This window comes from Allostella sp. (genome assembly GCF_041913585.1).
Classification (GTDB): domain Bacteria; phylum Pseudomonadota; class Alphaproteobacteria; order ATCC43930; family Allostellaceae; genus Allostella.
Genome location: NZ_JAYSFE010000064.1, coordinates 1 through 21,241, shown reverse-complemented (window position 1 = coordinate 21,241; position 21,241 = coordinate 1). Strand labels below are relative to the sequence as shown.

The 21,241-nt window shown below is 73.4% G+C and carries 23 protein-coding genes and 1 tRNA gene; 10 read left to right on the top strand and 14 right to left on the bottom strand.

Going from position 1 to position 21,241, the window contains the following annotated elements:
• Positions 1–19: 19 nt before the first annotated feature.
• The 3 genes from ACE3Q3_RS13595 to ACE3Q3_RS13585 all read left to right on the top strand — a co-directional run bounded on the left by ACE3Q3_RS13595 (position 20) and on the right by ACE3Q3_RS13585 (position 3,633).
• Positions 20–1,699 (top strand): diguanylate cyclase, encoded by a 1,680-nt coding sequence (locus ACE3Q3_RS13595; RefSeq protein WP_374446899.1) that lies wholly within the window; start codon positions 20–22, stop codon positions 1,697–1,699.
• Positions 1,700–1,860: 161 nt separating this feature from the next.
• Complete coding sequence (locus ACE3Q3_RS13590; RefSeq protein ID WP_374446898.1) at positions 1,861–2,691, top strand: universal stress protein; 831 nt, start codon at positions 1,861–1,863, stop codon at positions 2,689–2,691.
• Between the two features lie 36 nt (positions 2,692–2,727).
• Entirely contained in the window at positions 2,728–3,633 is a 906-nt protein-coding gene (locus ACE3Q3_RS13585; RefSeq protein WP_374446897.1) for a PfkB family carbohydrate kinase, read from the top strand.
• On the opposite strand, the gene ACE3Q3_RS13580 is transcribed toward ACE3Q3_RS13585, so the two are convergent.
• The 7 genes from ACE3Q3_RS13580 to ACE3Q3_RS13550 all read right to left on the bottom strand — a co-directional run bounded on the left by ACE3Q3_RS13580 (position 3,620) and on the right by ACE3Q3_RS13550 (position 10,195).
• Positions 3,620–4,312 carry a YkgJ family cysteine cluster protein gene (locus tag ACE3Q3_RS13580; protein ID WP_374446896.1) on the bottom strand — a complete coding sequence of 231 codons (693 nt, stop codon included), beginning with the start codon at positions 4,310–4,312 and terminating at the stop codon, positions 3,620–3,622. The genes ACE3Q3_RS13585 and ACE3Q3_RS13580 overlap by 14 nt on opposite strands.
• Positions 4,309–5,232 carry an ABC transporter permease gene (locus ACE3Q3_RS13575; RefSeq protein WP_374446895.1) on the bottom strand — a complete coding sequence of 308 codons (924 nt, stop codon included), beginning with the start codon at positions 5,230–5,232 and terminating at the stop codon, positions 4,309–4,311. The genes ACE3Q3_RS13580 and ACE3Q3_RS13575 overlap by 4 nt, the downstream gene beginning before the upstream one ends.
• Complete coding sequence (locus ACE3Q3_RS13570) at positions 5,229–6,182, bottom strand: ABC transporter permease (protein ID WP_374446893.1); 954 nt, start codon at positions 6,180–6,182, stop codon at positions 5,229–5,231. Before ACE3Q3_RS13570 ends, ACE3Q3_RS13575 begins: the two co-directional genes overlap by 4 nt.
• A gap of 40 nt (positions 6,183–6,222) precedes the next feature.
• Positions 6,223–7,941: a peptide ABC transporter substrate-binding protein gene (locus tag ACE3Q3_RS13565; protein ID WP_374446892.1), complete on the bottom strand. Its 1,719-nt coding sequence runs from the start codon at positions 7,939–7,941 to the stop codon at positions 6,223–6,225.
• The gene (locus ACE3Q3_RS13560) at positions 7,938–8,624 is read right to left on the bottom strand and encodes an orotate phosphoribosyltransferase (protein WP_374446890.1); all 687 of its coding nucleotides are present in this window, start codon (positions 8,622–8,624) and stop codon (positions 7,938–7,940) included. Before ACE3Q3_RS13560 ends, ACE3Q3_RS13565 begins: the two co-directional genes overlap by 4 nt.
• Positions 8,625–8,704: 80 nt before the next feature.
• Positions 8,705–9,445, bottom strand: a complete 741-nt coding sequence (locus ACE3Q3_RS13555) for a glycosyltransferase (RefSeq protein WP_374446889.1) — start codon at positions 9,443–9,445, stop codon at positions 8,705–8,707.
• A 12-nt stretch (positions 9,446–9,457) separates the two neighbouring features.
• The gene (locus ACE3Q3_RS13550; protein WP_374446887.1) at positions 9,458–10,195 is read right to left on the bottom strand and encodes a glycosyltransferase; all 738 of its coding nucleotides are present in this window, start codon (positions 10,193–10,195) and stop codon (positions 9,458–9,460) included.
• 77 nt (positions 10,196–10,272) lie between these two features.
• Between ACE3Q3_RS13550 and thpR the strand changes: the two genes are divergently transcribed.
• From thpR to ACE3Q3_RS13535, 3 genes are read left to right on the top strand one after another with little or no spacing between them, the layout of a single operon-like run.
• Positions 10,273–10,815, top strand: a complete 543-nt coding sequence (gene thpR, locus ACE3Q3_RS13545; protein ID WP_374446885.1) for an RNA 2',3'-cyclic phosphodiesterase — start codon at positions 10,273–10,275, stop codon at positions 10,813–10,815.
• Positions 10,816–10,817: 2 nt separating this feature from the next.
• Complete coding sequence (locus ACE3Q3_RS13540; RefSeq protein ID WP_374446883.1) at positions 10,818–11,528, top strand: NAD-dependent deacylase; 711 nt, start codon at positions 10,818–10,820, stop codon at positions 11,526–11,528.
• On the top strand, positions 11,525–12,136 hold the full coding sequence (locus ACE3Q3_RS13535; RefSeq protein WP_374446880.1) for a uracil-DNA glycosylase family protein: 612 nt from the start codon (positions 11,525–11,527) through the stop codon (positions 12,134–12,136). The genes ACE3Q3_RS13540 and ACE3Q3_RS13535 overlap by 4 nt, the downstream gene beginning before the upstream one ends.
• Here ACE3Q3_RS13535 and ACE3Q3_RS13530 read toward each other — a convergent pair.
• A complete protein-coding gene (locus ACE3Q3_RS13530; RefSeq protein ID WP_374446879.1) occupies positions 12,116–12,715 on the bottom strand; it encodes a cysteine hydrolase family protein in 600 nt (199 codons plus the stop codon). The genes ACE3Q3_RS13535 and ACE3Q3_RS13530 overlap by 21 nt on opposite strands.
• A gap of 474 nt (positions 12,716–13,189) precedes the next feature.
• On the opposite strand from ACE3Q3_RS13530, the gene ACE3Q3_RS13525 reads away from it, so the two are divergent.
• Positions 13,190–14,029, top strand: a complete 840-nt coding sequence (locus ACE3Q3_RS13525) for a LysR substrate-binding domain-containing protein (RefSeq protein ID WP_374446877.1) — start codon at positions 13,190–13,192, stop codon at positions 14,027–14,029.
• A 32-nt stretch (positions 14,030–14,061) separates the two neighbouring features.
• Here ACE3Q3_RS13525 and ACE3Q3_RS13520 read toward each other — a convergent pair whose 3' ends face one another.
• Positions 14,062–14,634, bottom strand: coding sequence for a TetR/AcrR family transcriptional regulator (locus ACE3Q3_RS13520; protein WP_374446876.1), 573 nt, complete (start codon positions 14,632–14,634; stop codon positions 14,062–14,064).
• 116 nt (positions 14,635–14,750) lie between these two features.
• On the opposite strand from ACE3Q3_RS13520, the gene ACE3Q3_RS13515 reads away from it, so the two are divergent.
• On the top strand, positions 14,751–15,482 hold the full coding sequence (locus tag ACE3Q3_RS13515; protein ID WP_374446874.1) for an MBL fold metallo-hydrolase: 732 nt from the start codon (positions 14,751–14,753) through the stop codon (positions 15,480–15,482).
• A 13-nt stretch (positions 15,483–15,495) separates the two neighbouring features.
• On the opposite strand, the gene ACE3Q3_RS13510 is transcribed toward ACE3Q3_RS13515, so the two are convergent.
• On the bottom strand, positions 15,496–16,512 hold the full coding sequence (locus ACE3Q3_RS13510) for a ketopantoate reductase family protein (RefSeq protein WP_374446873.1): 1,017 nt from the start codon (positions 16,510–16,512) through the stop codon (positions 15,496–15,498).
• Positions 16,513–16,542: 30 nt separating this feature from the next.
• Positions 16,543–17,511, bottom strand: coding sequence for an aliphatic sulfonate ABC transporter substrate-binding protein (locus tag ACE3Q3_RS13505; protein WP_374446871.1), 969 nt, complete (start codon positions 17,509–17,511; stop codon positions 16,543–16,545).
• 285 nt (positions 17,512–17,796) lie between these two features.
• On the opposite strand from ACE3Q3_RS13505, the gene ACE3Q3_RS13500 reads away from it, so the two are divergent.
• Positions 17,797–18,537, top strand: coding sequence for an SDR family NAD(P)-dependent oxidoreductase (locus ACE3Q3_RS13500; protein WP_374446870.1), 741 nt, complete (start codon positions 17,797–17,799; stop codon positions 18,535–18,537).
• Between the two features lie 32 nt (positions 18,538–18,569).
• On the opposite strand, the gene ACE3Q3_RS13495 is transcribed toward ACE3Q3_RS13500, so the two are convergent.
• Both ACE3Q3_RS13495 and ACE3Q3_RS13490 read right to left on the bottom strand, forming a co-directional pair.
• Positions 18,570–18,659: transfer RNA gene (locus ACE3Q3_RS13495), tRNA-Ser, on the bottom strand.
• A 137-nt stretch (positions 18,660–18,796) separates the two neighbouring features.
• Positions 18,797–19,114 carry a hypothetical protein gene (locus ACE3Q3_RS13490; protein ID WP_374446869.1) on the bottom strand — a complete coding sequence of 106 codons (318 nt, stop codon included), beginning with the start codon at positions 19,112–19,114 and terminating at the stop codon, positions 18,797–18,799.
• Between the two features lie 199 nt (positions 19,115–19,313).
• On the opposite strand from ACE3Q3_RS13490, the gene ACE3Q3_RS13485 reads away from it, so the two are divergent.
• Positions 19,314–19,631, top strand: a complete 318-nt coding sequence (locus ACE3Q3_RS13485) for a hypothetical protein (protein ID WP_374446868.1) — start codon at positions 19,314–19,316, stop codon at positions 19,629–19,631.
• Between the two features lie 6 nt (positions 19,632–19,637).
• Here the strand turns inward: ACE3Q3_RS13485 and lepA are convergent.
• Positions 19,638–21,241: translation elongation factor 4 (gene lepA, locus ACE3Q3_RS13480; protein WP_374446866.1), on the bottom strand; the 1,604-nt coding region annotated here is incomplete at its 5' end.

Sequence of the window (21,241 nt, the reverse complement as noted above, 5' to 3'; positions counted from 1 at the left end):
GCATGTCGGGACGGGGCGCATGACGTCGCACGGACCGGCCGGCCCGGCGGGCGCGCGCGAGCGCGGGATCAGCGAGGACAAGCGCGTCGCGGCCCTGCGCGAGGTGGCGCTGGCGGGCGCCCGGACCATCGCCGACCGCGTCGCCGCCCTGGCCGCCGCCTGCGCCGCGATCGCCGGAACCGTCCCCTGGACCGAGGCGGCCGGGTCGCGGGTGGCCGCGGCGGCCGGACTCGCGCGCCAGCTGGCAGGGTCGGCCGCGACATTCGGCTTTCCGCACGTCTCCCGCGTCGCCGCCTCGCTGGAGACGGCGCTGCAGGGGCTGATCCGGCGTCGCCAGCCGTCCGGCGACGATCTTCCCCATCTGCTGCGCCTCGTGGACGCGCTGCAGTCGGCGCTCCTGCGCAGCCCGACCAGCGCCCGGATCGCGGCTGGCGGGCCGACCTGGCAGCCGCCGCCGGTCCAGGGCGTCTACCTGGCGGCGCCCGCAGGCCGGCTCGACGACCTCCGTCTCCTGGTGACCGGGCTCGGCTTCTCCGTGGTCGCCGTCGACCTCGACCGGCCCGACGCGCTGCCGAGACAGGTGGCGGCCCTGGTCATCGACGCCGCCGAGCGGCTCGACATGGCGAAGATCGGTCCGCTGCTCGGTCGCGGCCCGACCATCCTCGTCGCCGACCAGATCGATCTCGATGCCCGTCTGGCGGCGGCGCGCTGTGGCATCGACGCGGTGATCCCGCAGCCGGTCGATCCCGGGGAACTGGCCGAATGGCTGAACGGTTTCATCGGCGGCGCCAGCGAACAGCCCTACTCGGTGCTCGTCGTCGACGACGACGCGGTCATCGCGCGCGCCTACTCGGCAGCGCTGGAGGGCGCCGGCATGGTGGTCGAGACGACCTGCGACCCGGCGGAAGTCCCGGCGCTGATCGCCGCCCATTTTCCCGACCTCGTCCTCATGGACCTGCAGATGCCCGGCATCAGCGGCATCGAACTGGCGCAGGTGATCCGCCAGAGCCGGCGCTTCCTGTCGCTGCCGATCGTCTTCCTGTCGGCCGAGCAGGATGCCGACCGCCAACTCGTGGCGCGTCGCTTCGGCGGCGACGACTTCATCACCAAGCCGGTGGACTTCGAGTGGCTGATCCGCCTCGTGCGCCTCAGGGCCGAGCGCGCGCGCAGCCTCCGCAGCGCGATGGAGCATGACAGCCTGACCGGCCTCCTCCATCACGGCCGCTTCAAGGACAAGCTGCAGCACGAACTCGAGCGCTGCCGCCGCACCGGCGCCGAGATCTCGCTGGCGATGCTCGACCTCGATCATTTCAAGCGGGTCAACGACAGCTACGGTCACCTCGCCGGCGACCGCGTCATCCGCGCGCTCGCCCGCACGCTGCGCGTCCGCCTGCGCCGGATCGATCTCATCGGCCGCTACGGCGGCGAGGAATTCGCCGTCATCCTCCTCGACACCGCGCCGACGGGTGCCTTCACGGCGATCGACCAGGTCCGCCAGGCGTTCGCGCAGCAGCAGTTCCGCGAAGGCGACCGGACCTTCCGGGTCACCGTCAGCGCCGGCATCGCCTCCAGCCGCGCCCATCGCCACATGAACGAACTGATCGCCGCGGCCGACGCCCTGCTCTACGAGGCCAAGCGGGCGGGGCGCGATGCCGTCTTCGTCGAGGGCGTCTCGGAACTGGCGCCGGAGCCGTGCTGATTCCGGGCCCGGCCGCCGCGGCCCTGTTGACGTGGGTCCCTGTTGACGTGGGTCAAGGCATCGTCGTGTCATGCGCCCGAGGCTGACGTCCGCCGGACCGAGGCCGGGCGGCCGGCGAACGCGTCTCCCTCTGGCGGGGACCAACCGGCGGAGGAGGGACCATGACGCTCAGGAACATTCTCGTCCATGTCGATGGCGGCCAGCCGGCGGTGGCCCGGCTCGAACTCGCGATCGCGCTCGCTGAGCGCGACCGCGCGCATCTCACCGCCCTCGACATCTTCGGTGCCGAGCCGATGCCGGGCTTCGTCGCCGCGGAACTGCCGCAGGCGGTGATCGACCAGATCCGCGCGGCGGCGCGCGAGCGCGCGACCGCGACCGAGGCGCGGCTGCGGCCGCTGCTGTCGGCGGCCAACGCCCCGACCGAGTGGCGGACCGTCGAATCGCTCGATCCGGCGACGATCGCCCACCACGCCCGTTACTGCGACCTCGCCATCGTCGGCCAGGACGATCCGGACACGCCGGCGAGCCCGGACGGCATCGCCGAGGCGGTGGTGATGGGCAGCGGCCGGCCGGTCCTGGTCGTTCCCTATGCCGGCCGCTTCCGCACCGTCGGCAGCAACGTCCTCGTCGCCTGGGACGGCGGCAGGGAAGCGGCGCGCGCGGTCAACGACGCGCTGCCGCTGATGGCGCCGGGTGCGACGGTGACCGTGCTGTCGCTCAACCCCGACCACACCGCGGCCGGCGGCACCGGCTATCCCGGCCAGGACATCTCCGCCCATCTCGCCCGCCATGGGGTGCGGGTCGAGGCCGCCAACTACGTCACCGAGGACATTTCGGTCGGCGACATGCTGCTGTCGCGCGCCGCCGACCTCGGCGCCGACCTCGTCGTCATGGGGGCCTACGGCCACAGCCGCCTGCGCGACTTCGTGCTCGGCGGGGCGACGCGTCACATGCTGGCGCACATGACGGTGCCGGTGCTGATGAGCCACTGACGGGGCAAGGCCGGCCGCGCTATCGTTGGCCGGCCCATGATTCTCGTCTTCGGCTCCCTCAACATCGACCTCGCCTTCGCGCTGCCCCACCTGCCGGTGGAAGGCGAGACCGTGCTCGCCCCGGGCTACCTGCCGGGCCCGGGCGGCAAGGGCCTGAACCAGGCGGTGGCGGCGGCCCGGGCGGGCGCCGTCACCGCCATGTACGGCCGCGTCGGCGACGACGAGTTCGGCCGGATGCTGCGCCGGACCATGGCGGACGAGCGCATCGCCGCGGACGGCGTCGCGACGGGGCGGCTGCCGACCGGCTGCGCCGCGCTCGCGGTCGCCGCCGACGGCCGCAACCTCATCATGGTCGGCAGCGGCGCCAACCGCGAGGCGAGCGCCGATCAGGTGCCGGATGCGGCGCTCGGCCCCGGCACCACCGTGCTGCTCCAGCTCGAGGTGCCGATCGCCGACACGGCCGCGCTCGCCGCCCGGGCGCGCGCCCGCGGGGCCCGCGTCGTCCTCAACGCCGCACCGGCCGCCGCCCTGCCCGCGGCCGCGCTGGCGACGGTCGACGTGCTCGTCGTCAACGAGATCGAGGCGGCGATGCTGACCGGCATCGCCGACGCCGAGGCCGCGCTGGCGGCCCTGGCGCGTGCGGGCGACGGCGCGGCGGTACTGACGCGCGGCGCCGCGGGGGCGACGGCGCTGGCCGGCGACCGGCGCTGGGACGTCCCGGCCCTGCCGATCCGCCCGGTGGACACGGTCGGGGCCGGCGATGCCTTCGTCGGTGCGCTGGCGGCCGGGCTCGATGCCGGGCTCGACCTGCCGGCGGCCTTGCGGCGGGCGAGCGTCGCGGGTGGGCTCGCCTGCCTGACCCCGGGCGCGGTGGCGGCGATGCCGGATCTGGCCGCGATCGAGGCGCATCTCGACCGGCTGCCGCCGCTCAGCGCGGGCTGACCGTCCCCGCGACCAGCCGTCGCGCGTCGGCGGCGGCCAGCACGTCCGCGCCGGCTAGCCATTTCCGCTCCGCCTCCGGGTCGTCGAGCGCGATCGCCAGCGCCGCGATCAGCTCGTACTGGCCGTCGGGCAGGCCGGCGATCCGTGCCGCCGCCTCGCCGGCCCGGGTCAGCACGCCGCGGAGTTCCATCGCGGCGCGCGGCACCGGGATCGCCACCGGCTCGTGGGCGAAGGCGCGGGCGCAGGCCTCGGCGTCGGTCGAGGCGAAGGCACGGCAGGCGAGCGGCCGCTCGGCGTAGAGCGCGCAGCGGCCGTCCTCCAGCACCGGGCAGGGCAGGTTGCGGCGGTGGCGCTCTGCGACCGCCATCCCCGCCGTGGCCGCCGCCGCGGCCCGGATGCGTCCCGTCAGGGCCTGGCGCCGGTCCTCGGGCAGGGCGGCGATGGCGCGCGCCAGCAGGAAGATCTCGGCCGCGCGCGCCGACACGACCTGGTGGCAGCAGTAGTTGCAGCCGGCCCGGCAGGCGACCGGCCCGCGCGGCGCCATCGCCTCGAAGGCGCGGTGGAAGGCGCGCGCGGCGTAGGGCGCCCGCGTCTCCGCCCGGGGGGCGCCGAGATAGCCGGCGAGCTGGCGCACCAGCCGGGTCGCGGCCTGGGCGTCGACCGGGGGTTTCGCCGTCATCGCCCGCCTCGCGCCTGCTGCGGGTCGAGCGCCTCCTGCAGGGCGTCGCCGAGGACGTTGCAGGCGACCACGGTCGCGAAGATCAGCAGGCCCGGATAGACGGCGAGCAGCGGCGCCGTCGTCACCAGCTCCTGGGCATTGGTCAGCATCGACCCCCAGCTCGCCATCGGCGGCTGGATGCCGAGGCCGAGGAAGCTCAGCACCGACTCGACCAGGATGACGCTGCCGACCGAGAGCGTCGTCGCCACCAGGATCGGCGAGAGCGTGTTCGGGAGCAGGTGGCGCAGCATGATCCGCCACGGGCCGCAGCCGATGGCGACGGCCGCGACCACGAAGTCGCGCTCGCGCAGCGACAGCACGCCCGCCCGCACGAGGCGGGCGACCCCGGTCCAGCCGGCGAGCGCCACCAGCGCCACGATGCGCCAGACGCTGGCGTCCTCGCCGCCGGCGATCGCTGCCGGCACGCCCAGCTTCTCGAGGTCGATCGCCGCCAGCACGATCAGCAGCGGCAGCATCGGCAGCGCGATGACGGCATCGCAGACGCGCATCAGCAGCGTGTCGATGCGGCCGCCGAAATATCCGGCCGCAAGCCCGATCGCGCTGCCGATGGCCGCCGCGGCCACCGCGCCGACGAGGCCGACCAGCAGCGACACCCGCCCGCCGTGAAGGAGTCGCAGCAGCGTGTCCCGGCCGAGCTCGTCGGTGCCGAGCGGGTGGAGCAGCGACGGCCCCTCGAGCCGCGCCAGCAGGTCCACCATCTCCGGGTCCTGCCCGGTCAGCCGCGCGATCGCCGGGGCCAGCAGCGCGCCCAGCCCGAGCAGCGCCAGGACGATCAGGCTGGCACGCGCGCCGGGCCGGCGCCACAGGCGGCGGAGGAAGCCCGGCGGGTGCGGCGGCCGGTCGGCGACGGCGATGCTCATCGCTGGCGAATCCGCGGGTCGAGCGCGGCGTAGGCGATGTCGGCCAGCAGGTTGCAGGCGACGGTCAGCACCGTCACCAGCAGCAGCGCCAGCAGCGCCAGGTTGAAGTCGTTGCCCATCACGGCGTCGAAGATCAGCTTGCCCATGCCGGGATAGCCGAACATCGTCTCCGTCACCAGCGCGCCCGAGACGAGCGCGCCGCAGTCGAGCGCCAGGATGGTGACGTAGGGCAGGAGCGCGTTGCGCAGCGCGTGCCGCCACAGCACCCGGCGCGGGTGCAGGCCCTTGGCGTGGGCGGTGCGGATGTAGTCCTGGCCCAGGGCCTCGACCATGGCCGCGCGGACGTAGCGGACATGGCCGCCGACGGCGGCGATGGTGAGCGTCGCGACCGGCAGGACGAGGTGGCGCGCGCGTTCGGCCAGTCCGGGGTCGCGCGCCATCGGCAGGCCGGCCGCCGGCAGCCAGCCGAGCTGGACGGCGAAGACGAGGATCAGGATCAGCGCCAGCCAGAAGGTCGGGACCGAGATGCCGGCGAAGCAGACGGCGTTGATCGCCCGGTCGAAGCCGCTGCCGGCCCGCGCCGCGGCGGCGACGGCGATCGGCAGCGCCAGCAGGGCCGCGGCGGCGAGGCTGATCCCCATGAGCAGCGCCGTGTTGCCGAGGCGCGGCCACAGCACGGCGGCGGCGGGCTGGGAATAGAGCCGGGAATAGCCGAACTCGCCGGTGAGCGCCTTGCCGAGCCAGGCGAGGTAGCGCTCGAGGAGCGGCCGGTCGAGGCCGTGGATCGCCTTCAGGCGGGCGACGTCGTCGGGGGTCAGCCGCGGATCGCTCGACAGCAGGAGGTCGATCGGGTCGCCCGGCATCAGCCCGATCAGCGCGTAGCAGACGAAGGACATCAGGGCGACCAGCACGGCCGCCTGGAACAGGCGATGGACGAGGAAGCGGCTCAAGCCGCCTGGCACCCGGCCGGTCGTTCGGCCGGCCGGGCCGTCATGGAGCGGCGGCGCGCCAGTTCTCGATCCACAGCGTGGTCGGGTACTGGTGGCCGGTCGGCTCGACGCCCTTCAGCCATTTCGGCAGCACGAACGGGTCGGCGCGGAAATAGAGCGGCAGCACCGGCAGGTCGCGGGCGTAGAGCTGCTGCTGGTCGTGCCACAGGCGGCGGCGCGTCTCGCGGTCGAGCTCGACCTCGATCCGGTCGATCAGCGAATCCATCTCGGGGCTGGCATAGCCGGTGTAGTTCTGGCCGGAGTAATTGTTGCCGGCACGCGGGATGCTCTGCGAATGCAGGGTGGTGCGCGGCACCCCCTCGGGGGCGGAGAGCCAGGCGAACATCGCCATCGCCGAGTAGCGCCGCTTGGTCACCGTCTCGCCGAAGAAGACCCGCGGCGGCTCGTTGCGCAGCCGCACCTCGATGCCGACCTGGCGCCACTGGCTCTGCAGCACCTGCTGCACCAGTTCGCGCGTGCGGTTGCCGGCGGTCGTCATCAGTTCCAGCACCAGCTTCTCGCCGGCCGCGTTCTGTCGCGGGCCGCTGCCGCGGCGCGTCCAGCCGGCCTCGTCCAGCAGCGCGGCCGCGCGCTTGGGGTCGTAGGCATAGGCCGGCAGATCGGTCGCGTGGACCCAGTCGAGCGGATGGACGGCGCCGCGCGCGACCGGCTGGCGGCCGCCGAACAGGGTCTGCGTCAGCTTCTCGCGGTCGATGGCGACGAGCAGCGCCTCCCGGACCCTGCGGTCCGCCAGGATCGGATTGTCGAGGTTGAGGTCGATATGCTCGTAGACCAGTCCCGGCTTGTAGACGACGTCGTAGCGGTCGCGGTGCCGCGCCTCGAAGGCCAGCGCCTGGTCGAGCGACAGGCCGAGTTCGCCCGCGACATAGTCGACTGCCCCCGACAGCAGGTTCGCCTCGAGCGCCGCCGTGTTCTCGATCGCGCGCACGACGATGCGGCGGAAGGCCGGCTTCGGTCCGTACCAGGTCGGGTTGCGCTCGAGCGCGATGTGCGAGCCGGCGGCGACCTCGACGATGCGATAGGGCCCGAAATGCAGCCCGGGATTGGTCGGGTCGGTGTCGAAGAGGGTGCGGTGGCGGTACTTCTCGGGATCGGCGAAGGCCGGGCGCTCGAGATGCTCCGGCAGGAGCTGGAAGCCGCCGATCGAGGCGAACTCGAAGGTCAGCTTGTCGGCATGGAGCGTGAAGGTCCGATCGTCCATCACCTCGACGCGGGTGACCCGGCGATAGAACTCCGCCGCGGCGACGCCGCTCATCGGGTGGCGGCCGACCTCCCAGGTGAAGACGACGTCCTTCGTCGTCACCGGCACCCCGTCGCCCCAGCGGGCACCGGGCTGGATCGTGTAGGTGACCTCGACCCCGCGCCGGCCGCCGGTCTTGCCTTCGTCGGGCGGCAGGTCGACCGCCTTGGCCAGCCCGTTCTCCATCGTCGGCAGGGTGACGCAGAGCAGGCAGGTGAGCTTCCAGTCCCTGTCGTAGGCGGTGAAGGGCCGGCGGGCCATGCCGAGCACGTAGCTCTTCGCCAGCATGCTCTCGATGTTGGGGTGCAGCGTCGCCGGGAACTGGGTGATGCCGATGACGAGCTCGTCCTTGGCGGGCGGGCTCGCCGGGGCGGGACCGGCGGCGGCGCAGAGGGCGAGGAGGACGGCCGGCAGCGTGCGGTACCTGCGAGCGTACCCCGGCCGCCGGCCGGAGTTCACAGCTTGCCGCCGTGCGCCAGCGACCACTCGACCGGGCGGTGCAGGAACTCGCGCACCGACCGGATCGCCTCGGGCGCGAAATAGCCGTCGGCCTCCGCCGTCGCCAGCACGTCCCACCAGGTGCAGAGGCCGTGCAGGGCGACGCCCTCGGCCTTCAGGTTGGCGACGCTCTCCGGGAAGATGCCGTAGTGGAAGACGACGAAGGTGTGCGCGACCTCCGCCCCGGCCCGGCGCAGCGCCTCGACGAAGTGGAGCTTGCTGCCGCCGTCCGTCGCCAGGTCCTCGACCAGGAGCACGCGCTGGCCTTCGGCGAGGTGGCCTTCGATCTGGGCGTCGCGCCCGAAGCCCTTGGGCTTTTTGCGGACATAGAGCATCGGCAGCATCAGCCGCTCGGCGAGCCAGGCGGCGAAGGGAATGCCGGCGGTCTCGCCGCCGGCGACGGCGTCGATGTTCTCGAAGCCGACCGCGTCCTCGATCTGGGTCGCGGCCAGATCCATGATCCGGCGGCGCGCGCGCGGGAACGAGATGATCCGGCGGCAGTCGATATAGACCGGGCTGGCGCGGCCCGAGGTGAAGATGAACGGCTCCTCCGGGCGGAAGAGCACGGCCTTGATCTCGATCAGGATGCGCGCGACCGTGCGCGCGGCGTCCGTCGGCGGGGCGGGAATGGCAGCGTCGGGCATGGGTCCTGCGCGGTCCGGAACCCTACCTCTCTAGGACACAACGCCGGGCGGGGCAACCGGCGATGGACCCGGGCGGGGCCTCAGCTCGCGCCCATCACCTTCATGTGGAACTCGCGCTCCTCCGGCGGCAGTGCCAGCCACCATTGCCGCAGCTCCCGCGGGTGCGGGATCTTGAGGTCGACGATGTGCTCGGCCGGCATCGGCAGGGGCGAGGTGTCGTAGAAATACTTGTAGCGGACCCGGTAGGCGACGGTGGCCTGGCGGGTGCAGCCGATGCGGCGGCCGCGCCGCTTCAGCCAGATCGAGACCCAGCGGTCGGCGATGTAGCGGACGTCGGGCGGCACCAGCGCGAAGACCGAGAGCGCGCTGTAGGCCGGCGGGAACAGCATCAGGCAGTTGGTGTCGAAGGTCTCGATGCCGTCGACGAGCAGGCAGCGGTGCAGCAGCCGGCCGTCGACATGGTGCATGGCGCGCAGCGAGGAGGCGACCTCGAGGTCGCGCGCCGCCTGGAGCTTCAGCAGGCTCTCGACATGGTCGGGATAGAACCAGTTGTCGGCGTCGAGGAAGCCGATCGCGTCGAAGCCCTGGGCGGCGGCCGAGAGCGCGCCGATGGCGCGCGGCGTGTGGCCCCAGTCGCGATGGCCGGCGGGCAGGACGATGTGCTGGGCGTCCCAGGAATCGACCGCCGCCTCGGGCTTGCCGTCGCCGACCAGGATGTGGGTCGCGGGGTGCGTCTGCAGGCGCACGCTCGCGTGCGCCTTGGCGATCCAGGCGATGGGCTCGCCGTGGTACGGGGTGACGATGGCGACGCGCCGGGACATGGCGATTCCCGGTCAGTGGATGCCGATGCGCCGGAACTGGCGCTCGCGCTCGTCGGTATCGAGGTCGCGCCACCAGCGGGCGACCGCCGCCGGGTCCGGCAGGTCGGCGTCGGTCAGCCACGGGGCCCAGGGGCCCGCGTCCAGCCCGGCGTTGAAGGCGCGGGCGCGCACCCGCTTGGCGACCGTCGCGGCCGGCCCGGCGACCGCGATCCGGCGGTTGCGTCCCTGGAGGTAGCCCAGGACCGACTGGGCGGCGTCGCCGGCGATCGGGGCGGGGACGAGACACCACAGCGCGATCGCCGGAAAGGCGGTCGGCCGCAGCAGGATGCCGCTGGCGTCGACCGTGCGCAGCCCGTCGATCCGCGGGCACACCCCGACCGGGGTGCCGTCGATGCGGTGGAGGACGCGCCGAGCCGTCGCCGCGTCGGCGCCGGCTGCCGCCATGACCGTCACCATCCCGTCGAGATGTCCGGGCAGGAACCAGTCGGCCGCGTCGAGGAAGGTGACGGCGTCGAAGCGCTGCGAGGCGGCCGACAGCCCGCCCGCCATGCGCGCGGCATTGCCGCCGTCGTCGTGCCGGTGCCGCAACACGATGTGCTGGTCGGCCCAGGCGGCGACCGCGGGGTCGGGCCGGCCGTCGGCCACGAGGATGTGCGTCACCGCGTGCCCCTGGCCGGCGAGGCTCGCATGGCCACGCACCAGCCAGTCGACGGGTTCGTCCGAATAGGGGGTGACGACGGCGATGCGCATCGAGGGTGCCGGTATCTAGCCCGAGGCGCCGGTGCTTGCCAAGGCGGCCGGGACGGCCCATCTGGGAGGTCCGCCCGATGCTCCGCCTCTTCGTCGCCATCCCGCTGCCCGACCCGCTGCGCCGCGCGCTCGCCGCGCTCGGCGGCGGCATTCCGGGCGCGTCCTGGGTGGCCGAGGAGAACCTCCACCTGACGCTGCGCTTCCTCGGCGAGATCGACGAGGGCACGGCCGCCGACGTCGACGAGGCGCTGGCCGGCCTGCAGGCGCCGGCGGTCGAGGTGCAGGTGGCCGGGATGGGCCAGTTCGGCGAGGGCGACCGCGCCCGGCTGCTCTTTGCCGGCGTCGCCCGCACGCCCGAGCTCGTCCATCTCCAGGAGCGGGTGGAGGCGGCGGTGGTGCGCGGCGGCAGCCCGCGCGAGAAGCGCAAGTTCGCGCCCCACGTCACGCTCGCCCGCCTCAAGGGCGCGGCGATGCCGCGGGTCCAGGGCTTCATCGCCGCGCACGCGCTGTTCCGGCCGCCGCCCTTCGTCGCCGACCGGGTGGTGCTCTTTTCCAGCCATCTCGCCCGCGACGGCGCGACCTACCGCGCCGAGGCGGACTATCCGCTGCGGGCCTGGTAGCGATGGCGGCGCGGCCGATCGTCGTCCTGACGGGCGCCGGCATCTCCCGCGAATCGGGGCTGCACACGTTCCGCGACGCCGACGGCATCTGGGCCAGCGTGCGCATCGAGGATGTCGCGACGCCCGAGGCCTTCGCCCGTGACCCGGCCCGCGTCCAGGCCTTCTACGACGCCCGCCGCCGCGGGCTGCTCGACCCGGCGGTGCGGCCGAACGCGGCCCACGACGCCTTGGCCCGGCTCGAACGGGAATGGCCGGCGCCGGTGCTGGTCGTCACCCAGAACATCGACGACCTGCACGAGCGTGCCGGCAGCCGTGCGCTGGTCCACATGCATGGCGAACTCCTGAAGGCGCGCTGCCTCGCCTGCGGCGCCGTGTCGCCGGTGCGGCAGGACCTGGCGCCCGGCCCGGCCTGTCCCGCCTGCGGCAACGGGCCCTTGCGGCCGCATGTCGTCTGGTTCGGCGAGATGCCGCTCGGCATGGAGGCGATCGGCGCGGCGATCGACGGCTGCGGCCTCTTCGTTGCGATCGGCACGTCCGGCAACGTCTATCCCGCGGCCGGCTTCGTCGCCCAGGCGCGCCGCCGGCGGGCGCGGACGGTCGAGCTCAACCTGGAACGGTCGCAGGGCGCCCACCTGTTCGACGAGGGCCATTACGGCCCGGCCACCCGGGTGGTCCCGGACTTCGTCGAGCGTCTGCTGGCCGGGGCCGGGTGACGGCCGAGCTCGACCGGCTGCTCGCCGAGATCCGCGCCTGCCGGGTCTGCGCCGAGCACCTGCCGCTCGGGCCGCGGCCGGTGATCCGGGGCCGGGCGACGGCGCGCATCCTGATCGCCAGCCAGGCGCCGGGCACCAGGGTCCATGCCTCGGGCCTCTCCTTCGACGATGCCAGCGGCGACCGGCTGCGCGCGTGGCTCGGCATCGACCGCGACACCTTCTACGACGAGGCGCGCATCGCGATCGCGCCGATGGGCTTCTGCTATCCGGGCCGGCTGCCGCGGGGCGGCGACGCGCCGCCCAGGCCGGAATGCGCGCCGCTCTGGCAGCCCCGCGTCGCCACCGCCTTCGCCCGCATCGAGCTCGTCCTGCTCATCGGCGGCTGGGCCCAGGCCTGGCACCTGGGCGACCGGGTGCGGTCGACCCTCACCGAGACGGTGGCGGCGTGGCGCGACTACCTGCCGCGCCATTTCCCGCTGCCGCACCCGAGCTGGCGCAACACCGGCTGGCTCAACCGCAATCCATGGTTCGCGGCCGAGGCCCTGCCGGAATTGCGCCGCCGGGTGGCGACGCTGCTCGCCGGCGCCTCAGTCGACGAGCGCCGATAGCGGCGCCACCACCGCGAAGCGGTCGGCGAGCTCGGCCAGGGCCGCCCGCTGCAGGGCTTGCGGGTCGAGGTCGGGACCGCCCAGCGGGTCCGGCAGGGCACGGGTGGCGGTGGCGTCGGCGATCACCGTCGCGCGGTAGCCGAGGTCGAGGGCGGCGCGCGCCGTCGAGCTCACGCACATGTGGGTCATGAAGCCGGCGATGACGATCGAGGTCCGCCCGGTCGCCTTCAGCGCCTGGTCGAGCCCGGTGCCGGCGAAGGCGTTGGGCAGGCCCTTGGTCACGACCGGCTCGCCGGCCGCCGGCCGGGCCGGATCGGCGATCTGCCCGCCGGTCGCCTCCATGTCGAAGAGGCCGCCGGCACGGCCCTTGTGGGCGACGTGGATGACCGGCGCCCCGGCCGCCCGCGCCCGCGCCAGCAGGGTCGCGATCCGGTCGAGCGCCGGCCCGGCGCCGGGCAGCGGCAGGTGGCCGTCGACATACTCGCGCTGGGCGTCGATGACGACGACGGCCGACTTCGAGAGGGGGCCGGGCGTGGCGTCGGCGCCGGCGAGCTGGAGGAGGGTGCGGGCGGAAGTCATTGCGGTGGGCTCCGGGTCCGGATGGTGGAAGCCGCAGGGTAGCGCTGCACGGCTGCCGGTGAAGCGGCGAGTTTCGGTGACATACCTGCAGGAATGCCGGAGTTGGCGGGTACAGCCGATTGCCGTAGCTGCCCAAGTCGGCGCGGGGGGGCATCCGCTGGTCGTGGTTGCAGGATGGAGCGGAACTGGAACCGATGCCTGTCGGAGCGCCAGCGGCCGCGGGCGGGTCGGCACCGCCGGCCATCGTCGAGCAGGCGGTGCGCTCCGAGCAGGACCCGGTCCCGGCGGCCCTGCTGGCAGAGCGGGGCCGTGTCGGCGTTCACACGGCGGCCGACCGCGGTCACGGCCATCCGGCCCGATCGCGACCGGCGAGTGGAATCGGCGGCGGCGTGACGGCCGTTCCCGATCCCGGGACGTCCGACGAGGCGCGCCGACGGCGGCGACTTCCGGCGGCGGGCCTGCAAGAATGCCGGCATGGTCGACTGGGACGGATGGCGGGCGGTGCTGCTGGTCGCTCGCGCGGGCACGGTGGCGGCGGCGGCCGGCGAACTCGGGGTCGACGCCACCACGGCGGCGCGGCGCCTCCGGCGGCTGGAGACCCGGCTGGCGCTGCGGCTCTTCGAGCGGCAGGGGACGCGGCTCGTGCCGACCGCCGCCTGCCGCGACCTGCTGCCGCAGCTGGAACTGGCCGAGCGCGCGCTGGCGGCCGCGGCCGCCGCCTTCGACGGCGCCGCCGCCGGACCGGTCCGCACCCTGCGCGTCACCGCGGTGCCGTTCCTCGTCGATCACCTGCTGGCGCCGGCCCTGCCGCGGCTGGTCGCCGGCCGGCGCCTGCGCGTCGCGCTGCTGGCCGACAACCGCAACCTCATCCTCGCCCGGCGCGAGGCCGACCTCGCGGTTCGCCTTGGGCGGCCGGAGGCGACCCACGGCGCGGTGCGCCCGCTCGGCACGATCACCTACCGCGTCTATTCCCGCGCCGGCGGCGGCGAGCGGCTGCCCTGGGCGGCGCTCTCCGACGACCAGGCGCATCTGCCCGAAAGCCGCTGGACGGCGCGCCACGCCGGCGGCCGCGGCGTCGAGCACCGCGCCAGCCGCTTCGAGACGCTGGCCCGCATCGCCGCCGCCGGCCTCGCCCAGGCCCTGCTCCCCGACCTCGTCGCCCGATCCTTCCCCGAACTCGTGCCGGCGGCGGGGCCGCCGTCGCTGACGCGCGAGGCGTGGCTGGTCGGCCATCCGGAGGACGCCGACGTCCCCCATGTCCGCGCCGGCATCGACTGGCTCTGCGGCCTGTTCGCGCCGGCGGGCGAGGCCTGACGCGGCGGGTCGCGCAAGACCGGCTCCGGCGGCTACGCCGCGCCCGCGACCGCCCGCGCCATCGCGGATGCCGCGGCGTCGGTCGCGAGGCCGCCGTCGCGGGCCAGGGTCCGCCAGGTGAAGAAGCTCAGGGCCAGCGCCAGCATCGCCCGCTGCCCCCCCGGGAGCCCGGCACCGAGCGTGGCAGCGTAGGCGGCCATATGCGGTCCCATCCGCAGTTCCGCCGTCTCGCGGGTCAGGGCATGGAACTCCGCGTCCCGGAGGACGCAGGCGAGGAGCGCGGCATTCCGCTCGTACCAGGCATAGAGGGTGCGCAGGCCGGCGCCGAGCCGTTCGCCGGCGTCGGGAATGTCGGCCCAGGGGGCGGGGTCGGGCGGCGGGTCGCGCTCCATCGCCAGGCCGGAGCAGGCGAGCTGCAGGCTCCGCTCGTCGGGAAAGTGGGCATAGAGCGTGTGCCGCTGCACGCCGGCGCGCTCGGCCACCATGCTGAACGTGGTCAGGGCCGGCCCGACGCTGCCATGCAGTTCCACCGCCGCCGCGACGATGCGCTGGCGGGTCTCCGCCATCAGCTCGGCGCGGCGTTTCAGGGTGTAGGCGCGGGGCATCGCTTTTCTGCTGCACAGTTGCGTGTATTCATATTGACACGGCGCGTTCTATTCAATACACGACCATGTATGGCGAAATTGCATCGCCGTCCATCCCCAGCCCGAGGAGCCCTGTCATGCACACCCGGATCGAGGAGATCGCCGACGGCATCGTCCGGCTCTCCACGCTCGTTCCCGAGATCGCCCCGCCCGCCGGCTTCACCTTCAACCAGTTCCTGGTGCGGGGGGACGAGCCGCTGCTGTTCCATACCGGCCCGCGGCGGATGTTCCCCTCGGTGCGCGATGCGGTGGCGCGGCTGATGCCGCCCGAGCGGCTGCGCTGGATCGCCTATGGGCATTTCGAGGCGGACGAGTGCGGGGCGATGAACGAGTGGCTCGCGATCGCGCCGCGGGCGCAGATGATGCAGGGCGCGATCGGTTGCATGGTGTCGCTGGCCGATGTGGCCGACCGCCCGCCGCGGGCGCTGGCGGACGGGGAGGTGGTCGATCTCGGCGGCGGGCGGCGCGTCCGCTGGCGCGACACGCCGCACACGCCGCACGGCTGGGACGCCGGCGTTCTCTTCGAGGAATCGACGGGCACGCTGCTCTGCGGCGACCTCTTCACCCATCTCGGCGACGGGCCGGCGGTCACCGACCGCGACATCGTCGGTCCGGCGATCGCGGCCGAGGACGCCTTCCGGTCCTCGAGCCTCCACCCGGCGATGGGGACGAACATCCGCGGGCTCGCGGCGCTCGCCCCGCGCACGCTGGCGCTGATGCACGGCTCGTCCTATTCGGGCGACGGCGCGGCCGCGCTCCGCGCGCTCGCCGACGACTATGACCGGCGGGCGGCGGCGCGGCCGGCCTGATCGCGGGCAGGCGTCAGGCCGTCGGCTGGGCGACGATGCGGAGGCCGCCTTCGGCCATCACATGGTCGAGCAGGCGGCAGCAGGCGTAGAGCGCGTCGAGCCGGGGCGTCGCCGTGCCGGTGAGGCGGCCGATCTCGCCGACGACGCCGACCAGGGCGTCGATCTCCAGGCGCCGGCCGGCCTCGACATCCTGGTGGGTCGAGGTGCGGACCGCGCCGAGGGCGCCCGAACTGGCGAGGCGCTCTTCCAGCGATACCGGAAAGGCGACGCCGACGCTGTGCGCGACGGCCTCGACCTCGGCCATCAGCGCGCGGGCCAGCGCGTTGGCGGCGGGAAAGTCGTGCATCTGGCCCAGCGTCGCGTGGGTGAGGGCGCCGATCGGGTTGAGGGCGGCGTTGCCCCACGCCTTGAACCATTTCTCGGCGCGGATGTCGGGCAGGATCGGGGCGCGGATGCCGGCATCCTCGAAGGTCCGGGCGATCGCGGCGAGGCGGGGCGACGCCGACCCGTCCGGCTCGCCGAGCGGGAAGCGGTCGCGCGGCGTGTCGCCGCCGCGGACGACGCCCGGCTCGGGAATGTCGTAGGCGCCCCAGGCGACGCTGCCGACGACGCGCCGGCCTTCGATGTGGCGGGAGACGATGCCGCCGGGGTCGACCGACTCCAGCCGCGTCCCCGCGAGCCGGCCGCCATGGTCGTGGAAGTACCACCAGGGGATGCCGTTCTGCAGCGCGACCACCGGCGTATCGGCCTGGAGCAGCGCCGGCAGGTCGGGTGCCAGGGCCGGGATCTGGTGCGCCTTGGCCGCCAGCACGACCAGGTCCTGCGGCCCGGCCTCGCCGGCCCGGTCGACGGCCCGGACGCCGGTCGCCCGGCGGAGGACGCCGTCGCGGCCGAGATGCCCCAGGCCGTCCCGCCGGATCGCCGCCAGGTGCGCGCCGCGGGCGACGAGCGAAACCGCGTGGCCGGCGGTCGCCAGCCGGAACCCCAGGACGCCGCCGACCGCCCCGGCGCCGACGATGCAGATGCGCATCCGTTCCTCCCCCAAGTGCCCGGACAACCGCTACGGGCGCCGCTGCGTCGCCCAGCCTCGCCACACCGCCTCCGCGACCCGGATCGGGCGCGGGATCAGCGCCAGGGCGTGGAACGCGTCGGCGATCTTCTGCTGTTCGGCCGTGGCCGCGTCGTCCATCGGCCGCAGTTCGATGCGCAGGCGTCGGATGGTCCGCTCCTGGGCCGCCGGGTCGACGCCCGTGATCTGCGAGATCAGGGTCGCCACGCGGCCGCGATGCCGGTCGGCCCAGCGGTAGGTCCTGCGCAGTTCGTCGAGGATGGCCGCCAGGAGCCGGCCGTGCCGGTCGGCGAACTGGCGGTTCGCGAGATAGAAGGAGTTGCCGGGGCGATCCGTTTCGGTCGCCGCGATCGGGCGTGCCCCGTGATCGAGTTCCGCCATGGCGACGTAGGGATCCCACACCGTCCAGGCATCGACCTCGCCGCGCGTGAAGGCCGCCAGCGCTTCGGCCGGGCCGAGATAGGCGGGGGTGATGGCGCCGAAGGCGAGCCCGGCCCTGCCCAGCGCCTGGATGGTGAAGTTGTGCGAACTGGAGCCGCGGGCGATCGCGATCGTCTTTCCCGCGAGTTCGGTCACGCTGCGCACGGGCGAATCGGGTCGCACCAGGATCGCGTTCTGCGTCGCCGGGGTGCTGGCGACGTAGACGATCGGCGCGCCCGCGCTCTGGGCGAAGACCGGCGGCGTATCGCCGACGCTGCCGAGGTCGATCGACCCCGCTCCGAGCGCCTCCAGCATCGGCGGGCCGAAGGGGAACGCCACCCATCGCACCTTGCCGCCCCCGAGCTTCGCGAGCCGCGCCTCCAGCGTGCCGCGCTGCCGGACGACGGCCAGGATGCCTTCCTTCTGGTAGCCGATCCGGAGTTCCCGCGGCTGCCCGCGGGCCGCGGCCGGGCGCAGGCCGCTCCCGGCGAGGACGAGTGCGCCCGCTGCCGCACCGAGAAACGCGCGTCTGCTCGTCATCGCTCCCTCCACTCGGTCGCGTCCCATCGCGCGGGGTGCGGGGGCGACGCTCCCCGCCGGTCCCGTCGTCGCGCCGGGCGGCGACGGGACACAGGGTGTCACGGCGGACGGGCCGCCGACCAGCGTCTCCGGGCGCCGCGATCGAGGATCGGCCCCGGGCATCGCGTGAGCGCGGCCATCCGACCGCGCATGGGGGAGGCCCGGGATCGTGGTATGGGCTTGCCGGATGCAGGGCGCCGACCGCGGCGCCGGTCGGGCGAAGGGAATGAACGAATGACAGTCGGGGTGCTGCAGGGAAAGGTCGCGATCGTGACCGGGGCCTCCAAGGGCATCGGCGCCGGCATCGCGCGCCACATGGCCGCCGCCGGCGCCGCCGTCGTCGTGAACTATGCCGGCGACGCCGCCGGCGCGGCCCGGGTCGTGCGCGCGATCGAGGCGGCGGGCGGTGCCGCACATGCCGTCCGGGCGGACATTGCCGGCGGTGCCGAGGCGGAGCCCCTCGTCGAGGCCGCCATGGCGCGCTACGGCCGGGTCGACATCCTGGTCAACAATGCCGGCCTGTTCCGGTTCGACCCGCTGGAGGCGATCACCGCCGAGGAGTTCCGCCGGCAGTTCGACGTCAACGTCCTCGGCCTGCTGCTGCTCACCAAGGCCGCCGTCGCCCGCTTCCCGGAGGACGGGGGGAGCGTGATCAACATCGGGTCCGTCGCTGCCCATCGCCGCGCCGCCAACACCGCGATCTACTCGGCCTCGAAGAGCGCCGTCGACGCGCTGACCCAGGTGCTGGCGCGGGAACTGGGGCCGCGCGGCATCCGCGTCAACGCGATCAAGCCGGGCGCGGTCGAGACCGAGGGCGTGCATGCCGCGGGTCTGATCGGCGGCGACTACGAGGCGAACCTCGTCAGCCAGACGCCGCTCGGCCGCTACGGGCAGCCGGACGACATCGCCCCGGTGACCGTGTTCCTCGCCTCGGACGCGGCGCGCTGGATCACGGGCGAACTCATCAGCGTGTCGGGTGGCCGGTAGAGGCCGGGCGGCGGCGGATCGCTGGCGGGCGGTGGCGGAGGGAGCGGGATTCGAACCCGCGATACGGTTTCCCGTATACACACTTTCCAGGCGTGCGCCTTCAACCGCTCGGCCATCCCTCCGGAGGGGCGGGTTCTAGCGCGCGCCGGCCGCCGGCGCAACGATTCCGGGGCACCGGAAACGAAGACGGCGGCCCCGATCCGGGGCCGCCGTCACCATTTCGCGATCTCGCACCCGGGCACCGGACCCGGGCGGCCGATCACTTCACTTCGCAGATGCCCTGGCCCTTCACGGTCACCGTGGCGGCGTTGTTGGTCACGTCGACCACGCACTGCCGCATCCCGGCCGGCGCCAGCACCCAGATCCGGCAGGTGCGGCCCTCGGAGCAGCCGGCACCCGAGATGTCCATGTAGGACCGAGCGCCGATATTGTATTCCTTCTGGAACGCCTGGTTGGCCGGGTAGAAGATCTTCACCTGCCCGGCGGCAGCCGTCTCGTTCACCACGACGACCGCATTGGCGGCCATCGGCAGGGCAACAGCCGCGGCGAGGGCGGCGGCGAACATCGGAGCCTTCATGGTCTCTCTAAACCTCCTAATTGGTCCCAGCTTCGCCTTACCCGGGCACGCGGCACGCCGGAAAAGCGCGCCGGTCGTGCGCCGCCACCCTTTCCCCAGGACGAAGCGCCAGTTGCTTGTTTAGTCCAAATCCGCCCAGCGGTAAAGTTCGCTCGTCGCCGCCGGTTCCCGGCAGGCGCGGAATTCATGGGGTTGGGCGATGATCCTCGGGCGCCTTCTCGGCTGGCTTCTGGTCGCCGCCGCCATCGTCGTCGTCGGCCGCGACGCCGCCAACGCCTGGTACCAGGGCGCCTGGACCTTCGTGCCGGCGGGCGAGCTCTGGTACCAGCTCCACCCGCCGAGCCTCCAGGGGTTGCAGCCGCTGGTCCAGTCCCGCCTCTTCGCCTTCTGGCCCGAGGTCTGGGACGTCGCCGTCGTTCCGGTGCTGGCCCTGCCGGCCGCGGCCCTGCTCGGCGGCCTCGGCCTCGTATTCCTGCTGCTGTTCCGGCGCCGCCGCCGGCGCGGGATGCTGCGCTGATCCGCCTCAGCCATCGCCCATCTTGAGGGCGGCGAGGAAGGCCGACTGCGGAATCTCGACCTCGCCGAACTGGCGCATCCGCTTCTTGCCCTCCTTCTGCTTCTCCAGCAGCTTGCGCTTTCTGGTGATGTCGCCGCCGTAGCACTTGGCGGTGACGTCCTTGCGCAGCGCCGACACGGTCTCGCGCGCGATCACCTTGCCGCCGATCGCCGCCTGGATGGCGATCTTGAAGAGCTGGCGCGGGATCAACTCCTTCAGGCGCTCGCAGAGCGCCCGTCCGCGCGACTCGGCCTGGCTGCGGTGGACGATGATCGAGAGCGCGTCGACCGCCTCGTTGTTGACCAGGATCGACATCTTGACGAGGTCGCCCTCCTCGTAGCCATCGATCTGGTAGTCGAAGCTGGCATAGCCCCGGCTCACCGACTTCAGCCGGTCGTAGAAGTCGAACACCACCTCGTTGAGCGGCAGGCGATAGACCAGCATCGCCCGCGACCCGGCATAGGTCAGCTCCAACTGCACGCCGCGGCGGTCCTGGCAGAGCTTGAGGATGGCGCCGAGATACTCGTCCGGCACGAAGATCGTCGCCTTGATCCAGGGCTCCTCGATCTCCTTGATCCGCATCACGTCCGGCATGTCGGCCGGGTTGTGCAGTTCCTTCAGTTCGCCGTTGGTCAGCAGCACGCGGTAGACGACCGACGGCGCGGTGGTGATGAGGTCGAGGTCGAACTCGCGCTCCAGCCGCTCCTGGATGATCTCCAGATGCAGCAGCCCGAGGAAGCCGCAGCGGAAGCCGAAGCCGAGCGCGGCCGAGGTCTCGGCCTCGAAATGGAAGCTGGCGTCGTTGAGCCGGAGCTTGGACAGGCTCTCGCGCAGGCGCTCGTAGTCGGCGGCGTCGACCGGGAAGAGGCCGCAGAAGACGACGGGCACGCTCGGCTTGAAGCCGGGCAGGGGCTCGGCCGCCGGCCGCCGGTCCTCGGTGATGGTGTCGCCGACATTGGTGTCGGCGACCGCCTTGACGTTGGCGATGATGAAGCCGATCTCGCCCGGCCCGAGCTCCGCCACGTTGAGGGGCTTGGGCGTGAAGACGCCGACCCGCTCCACCTGGTGGGTGGCGCCGGTCGCCATCATGCGGATCTTGAGGCCGGGCTTCAGCACCCCGTCCTTGACCCGGACCAGGGTGACGACGCCGAGATAGGGATCGTACCAGCTGTCGACCAGGAGCGCCTTCAGGGGTGCCGCCGCATCGCCCTTGGGCGGCGGCAGGCGCTGCACCAGCGCCTCCAGCACGAGGTCGATGCCGAGCCCGGTCTTGGCCGAGATCGGCACCGCGTCGGAGGCGTCGAGGCCGATCACGTCCTCGATCTGCTGCTTGACGCGGTCGACCTCGGCCGCCGGCAGGTCGATCTTGTTGAGGACGGGGACGATCTCGTGATGGGCGTCGATCGCCTGGTAGACGTTGGCGAGCGTCTGCGCCTCGACGCCCTGGGTGGCGTCGACGACCAGCAGCGAGCCCTCGCACGCCGCCAGCGACCGCGACACCTCGTAGGCGAAGTCGACATGGCCCGGCGTGTCCATCAGGTTGAGCTGATAGGTCTCGCCGTTCTTGGCCT

Excerpts from the sequence above, each read along its gene's own strand:
- ACE3Q3_RS13595 (WP_374446899.1), top strand. The coding sequence starts at position 20 with ATGACGTCGCACGGACCGGCCGGCCCGGCGGGCGCGCGCGAGCGCGGG.
- ACE3Q3_RS13590 (WP_374446898.1), top strand. The coding sequence starts at position 1,861 with ATGACGCTCAGGAACATTCTCGTCCATGTCGATGGCGGCCAGCCGGCG.
- ACE3Q3_RS13585 (WP_374446897.1), top strand. The coding sequence starts at position 2,728 with ATGATTCTCGTCTTCGGCTCCCTCAACATCGACCTCGCCTTCGCGCTG.
- ACE3Q3_RS13580 (WP_374446896.1), bottom strand. The coding sequence starts at position 4,312 with ATGACGGCGAAACCCCCGGTCGACGCCCAGGCCGCGACCCGGCTGGTG.
- ACE3Q3_RS13575 (WP_374446895.1), bottom strand. The coding sequence starts at position 5,232 with ATGAGCATCGCCGTCGCCGACCGGCCGCCGCACCCGCCGGGCTTCCTC.
- ACE3Q3_RS13560 (WP_374446890.1), bottom strand. The coding sequence starts at position 8,624 with ATGCCCGACGCTGCCATTCCCGCCCCGCCGACGGACGCCGCGCGCACG.
- ACE3Q3_RS13555 (WP_374446889.1), bottom strand. The coding sequence starts at position 9,445 with ATGTCCCGGCGCGTCGCCATCGTCACCCCGTACCACGGCGAGCCCATC.
- ACE3Q3_RS13550 (WP_374446887.1), bottom strand. The coding sequence starts at position 10,195 with ATGCGCATCGCCGTCGTCACCCCCTATTCGGACGAACCCGTCGACTGG.
- thpR (WP_374446885.1), top strand. The coding sequence starts at position 10,273 with ATGCTCCGCCTCTTCGTCGCCATCCCGCTGCCCGACCCGCTGCGCCGC.
- ACE3Q3_RS13540 (WP_374446883.1), top strand. The coding sequence starts at position 10,818 with ATGGCGGCGCGGCCGATCGTCGTCCTGACGGGCGCCGGCATCTCCCGC.
- ACE3Q3_RS13530 (WP_374446879.1), bottom strand. The coding sequence starts at position 12,715 with ATGACTTCCGCCCGCACCCTCCTCCAGCTCGCCGGCGCCGACGCCACG.
- ACE3Q3_RS13525 (WP_374446877.1), top strand. The coding sequence starts at position 13,190 with ATGGTCGACTGGGACGGATGGCGGGCGGTGCTGCTGGTCGCTCGCGCG.
- ACE3Q3_RS13520 (WP_374446876.1), bottom strand. The coding sequence starts at position 14,634 with ATGCCCCGCGCCTACACCCTGAAACGCCGCGCCGAGCTGATGGCGGAG.
- ACE3Q3_RS13515 (WP_374446874.1), top strand. The coding sequence starts at position 14,751 with ATGCACACCCGGATCGAGGAGATCGCCGACGGCATCGTCCGGCTCTCC.
- ACE3Q3_RS13510 (WP_374446873.1), bottom strand. The coding sequence starts at position 16,512 with ATGCGCATCTGCATCGTCGGCGCCGGGGCGGTCGGCGGCGTCCTGGGG.
- ACE3Q3_RS13505 (WP_374446871.1), bottom strand. The coding sequence starts at position 17,511 with ATGACGAGCAGACGCGCGTTTCTCGGTGCGGCAGCGGGCGCACTCGTC.
- ACE3Q3_RS13490 (WP_374446869.1), bottom strand. The coding sequence starts at position 19,114 with ATGAAGGCTCCGATGTTCGCCGCCGCCCTCGCCGCGGCTGTTGCCCTG.
- ACE3Q3_RS13485 (WP_374446868.1), top strand. The coding sequence starts at position 19,314 with ATGATCCTCGGGCGCCTTCTCGGCTGGCTTCTGGTCGCCGCCGCCATC.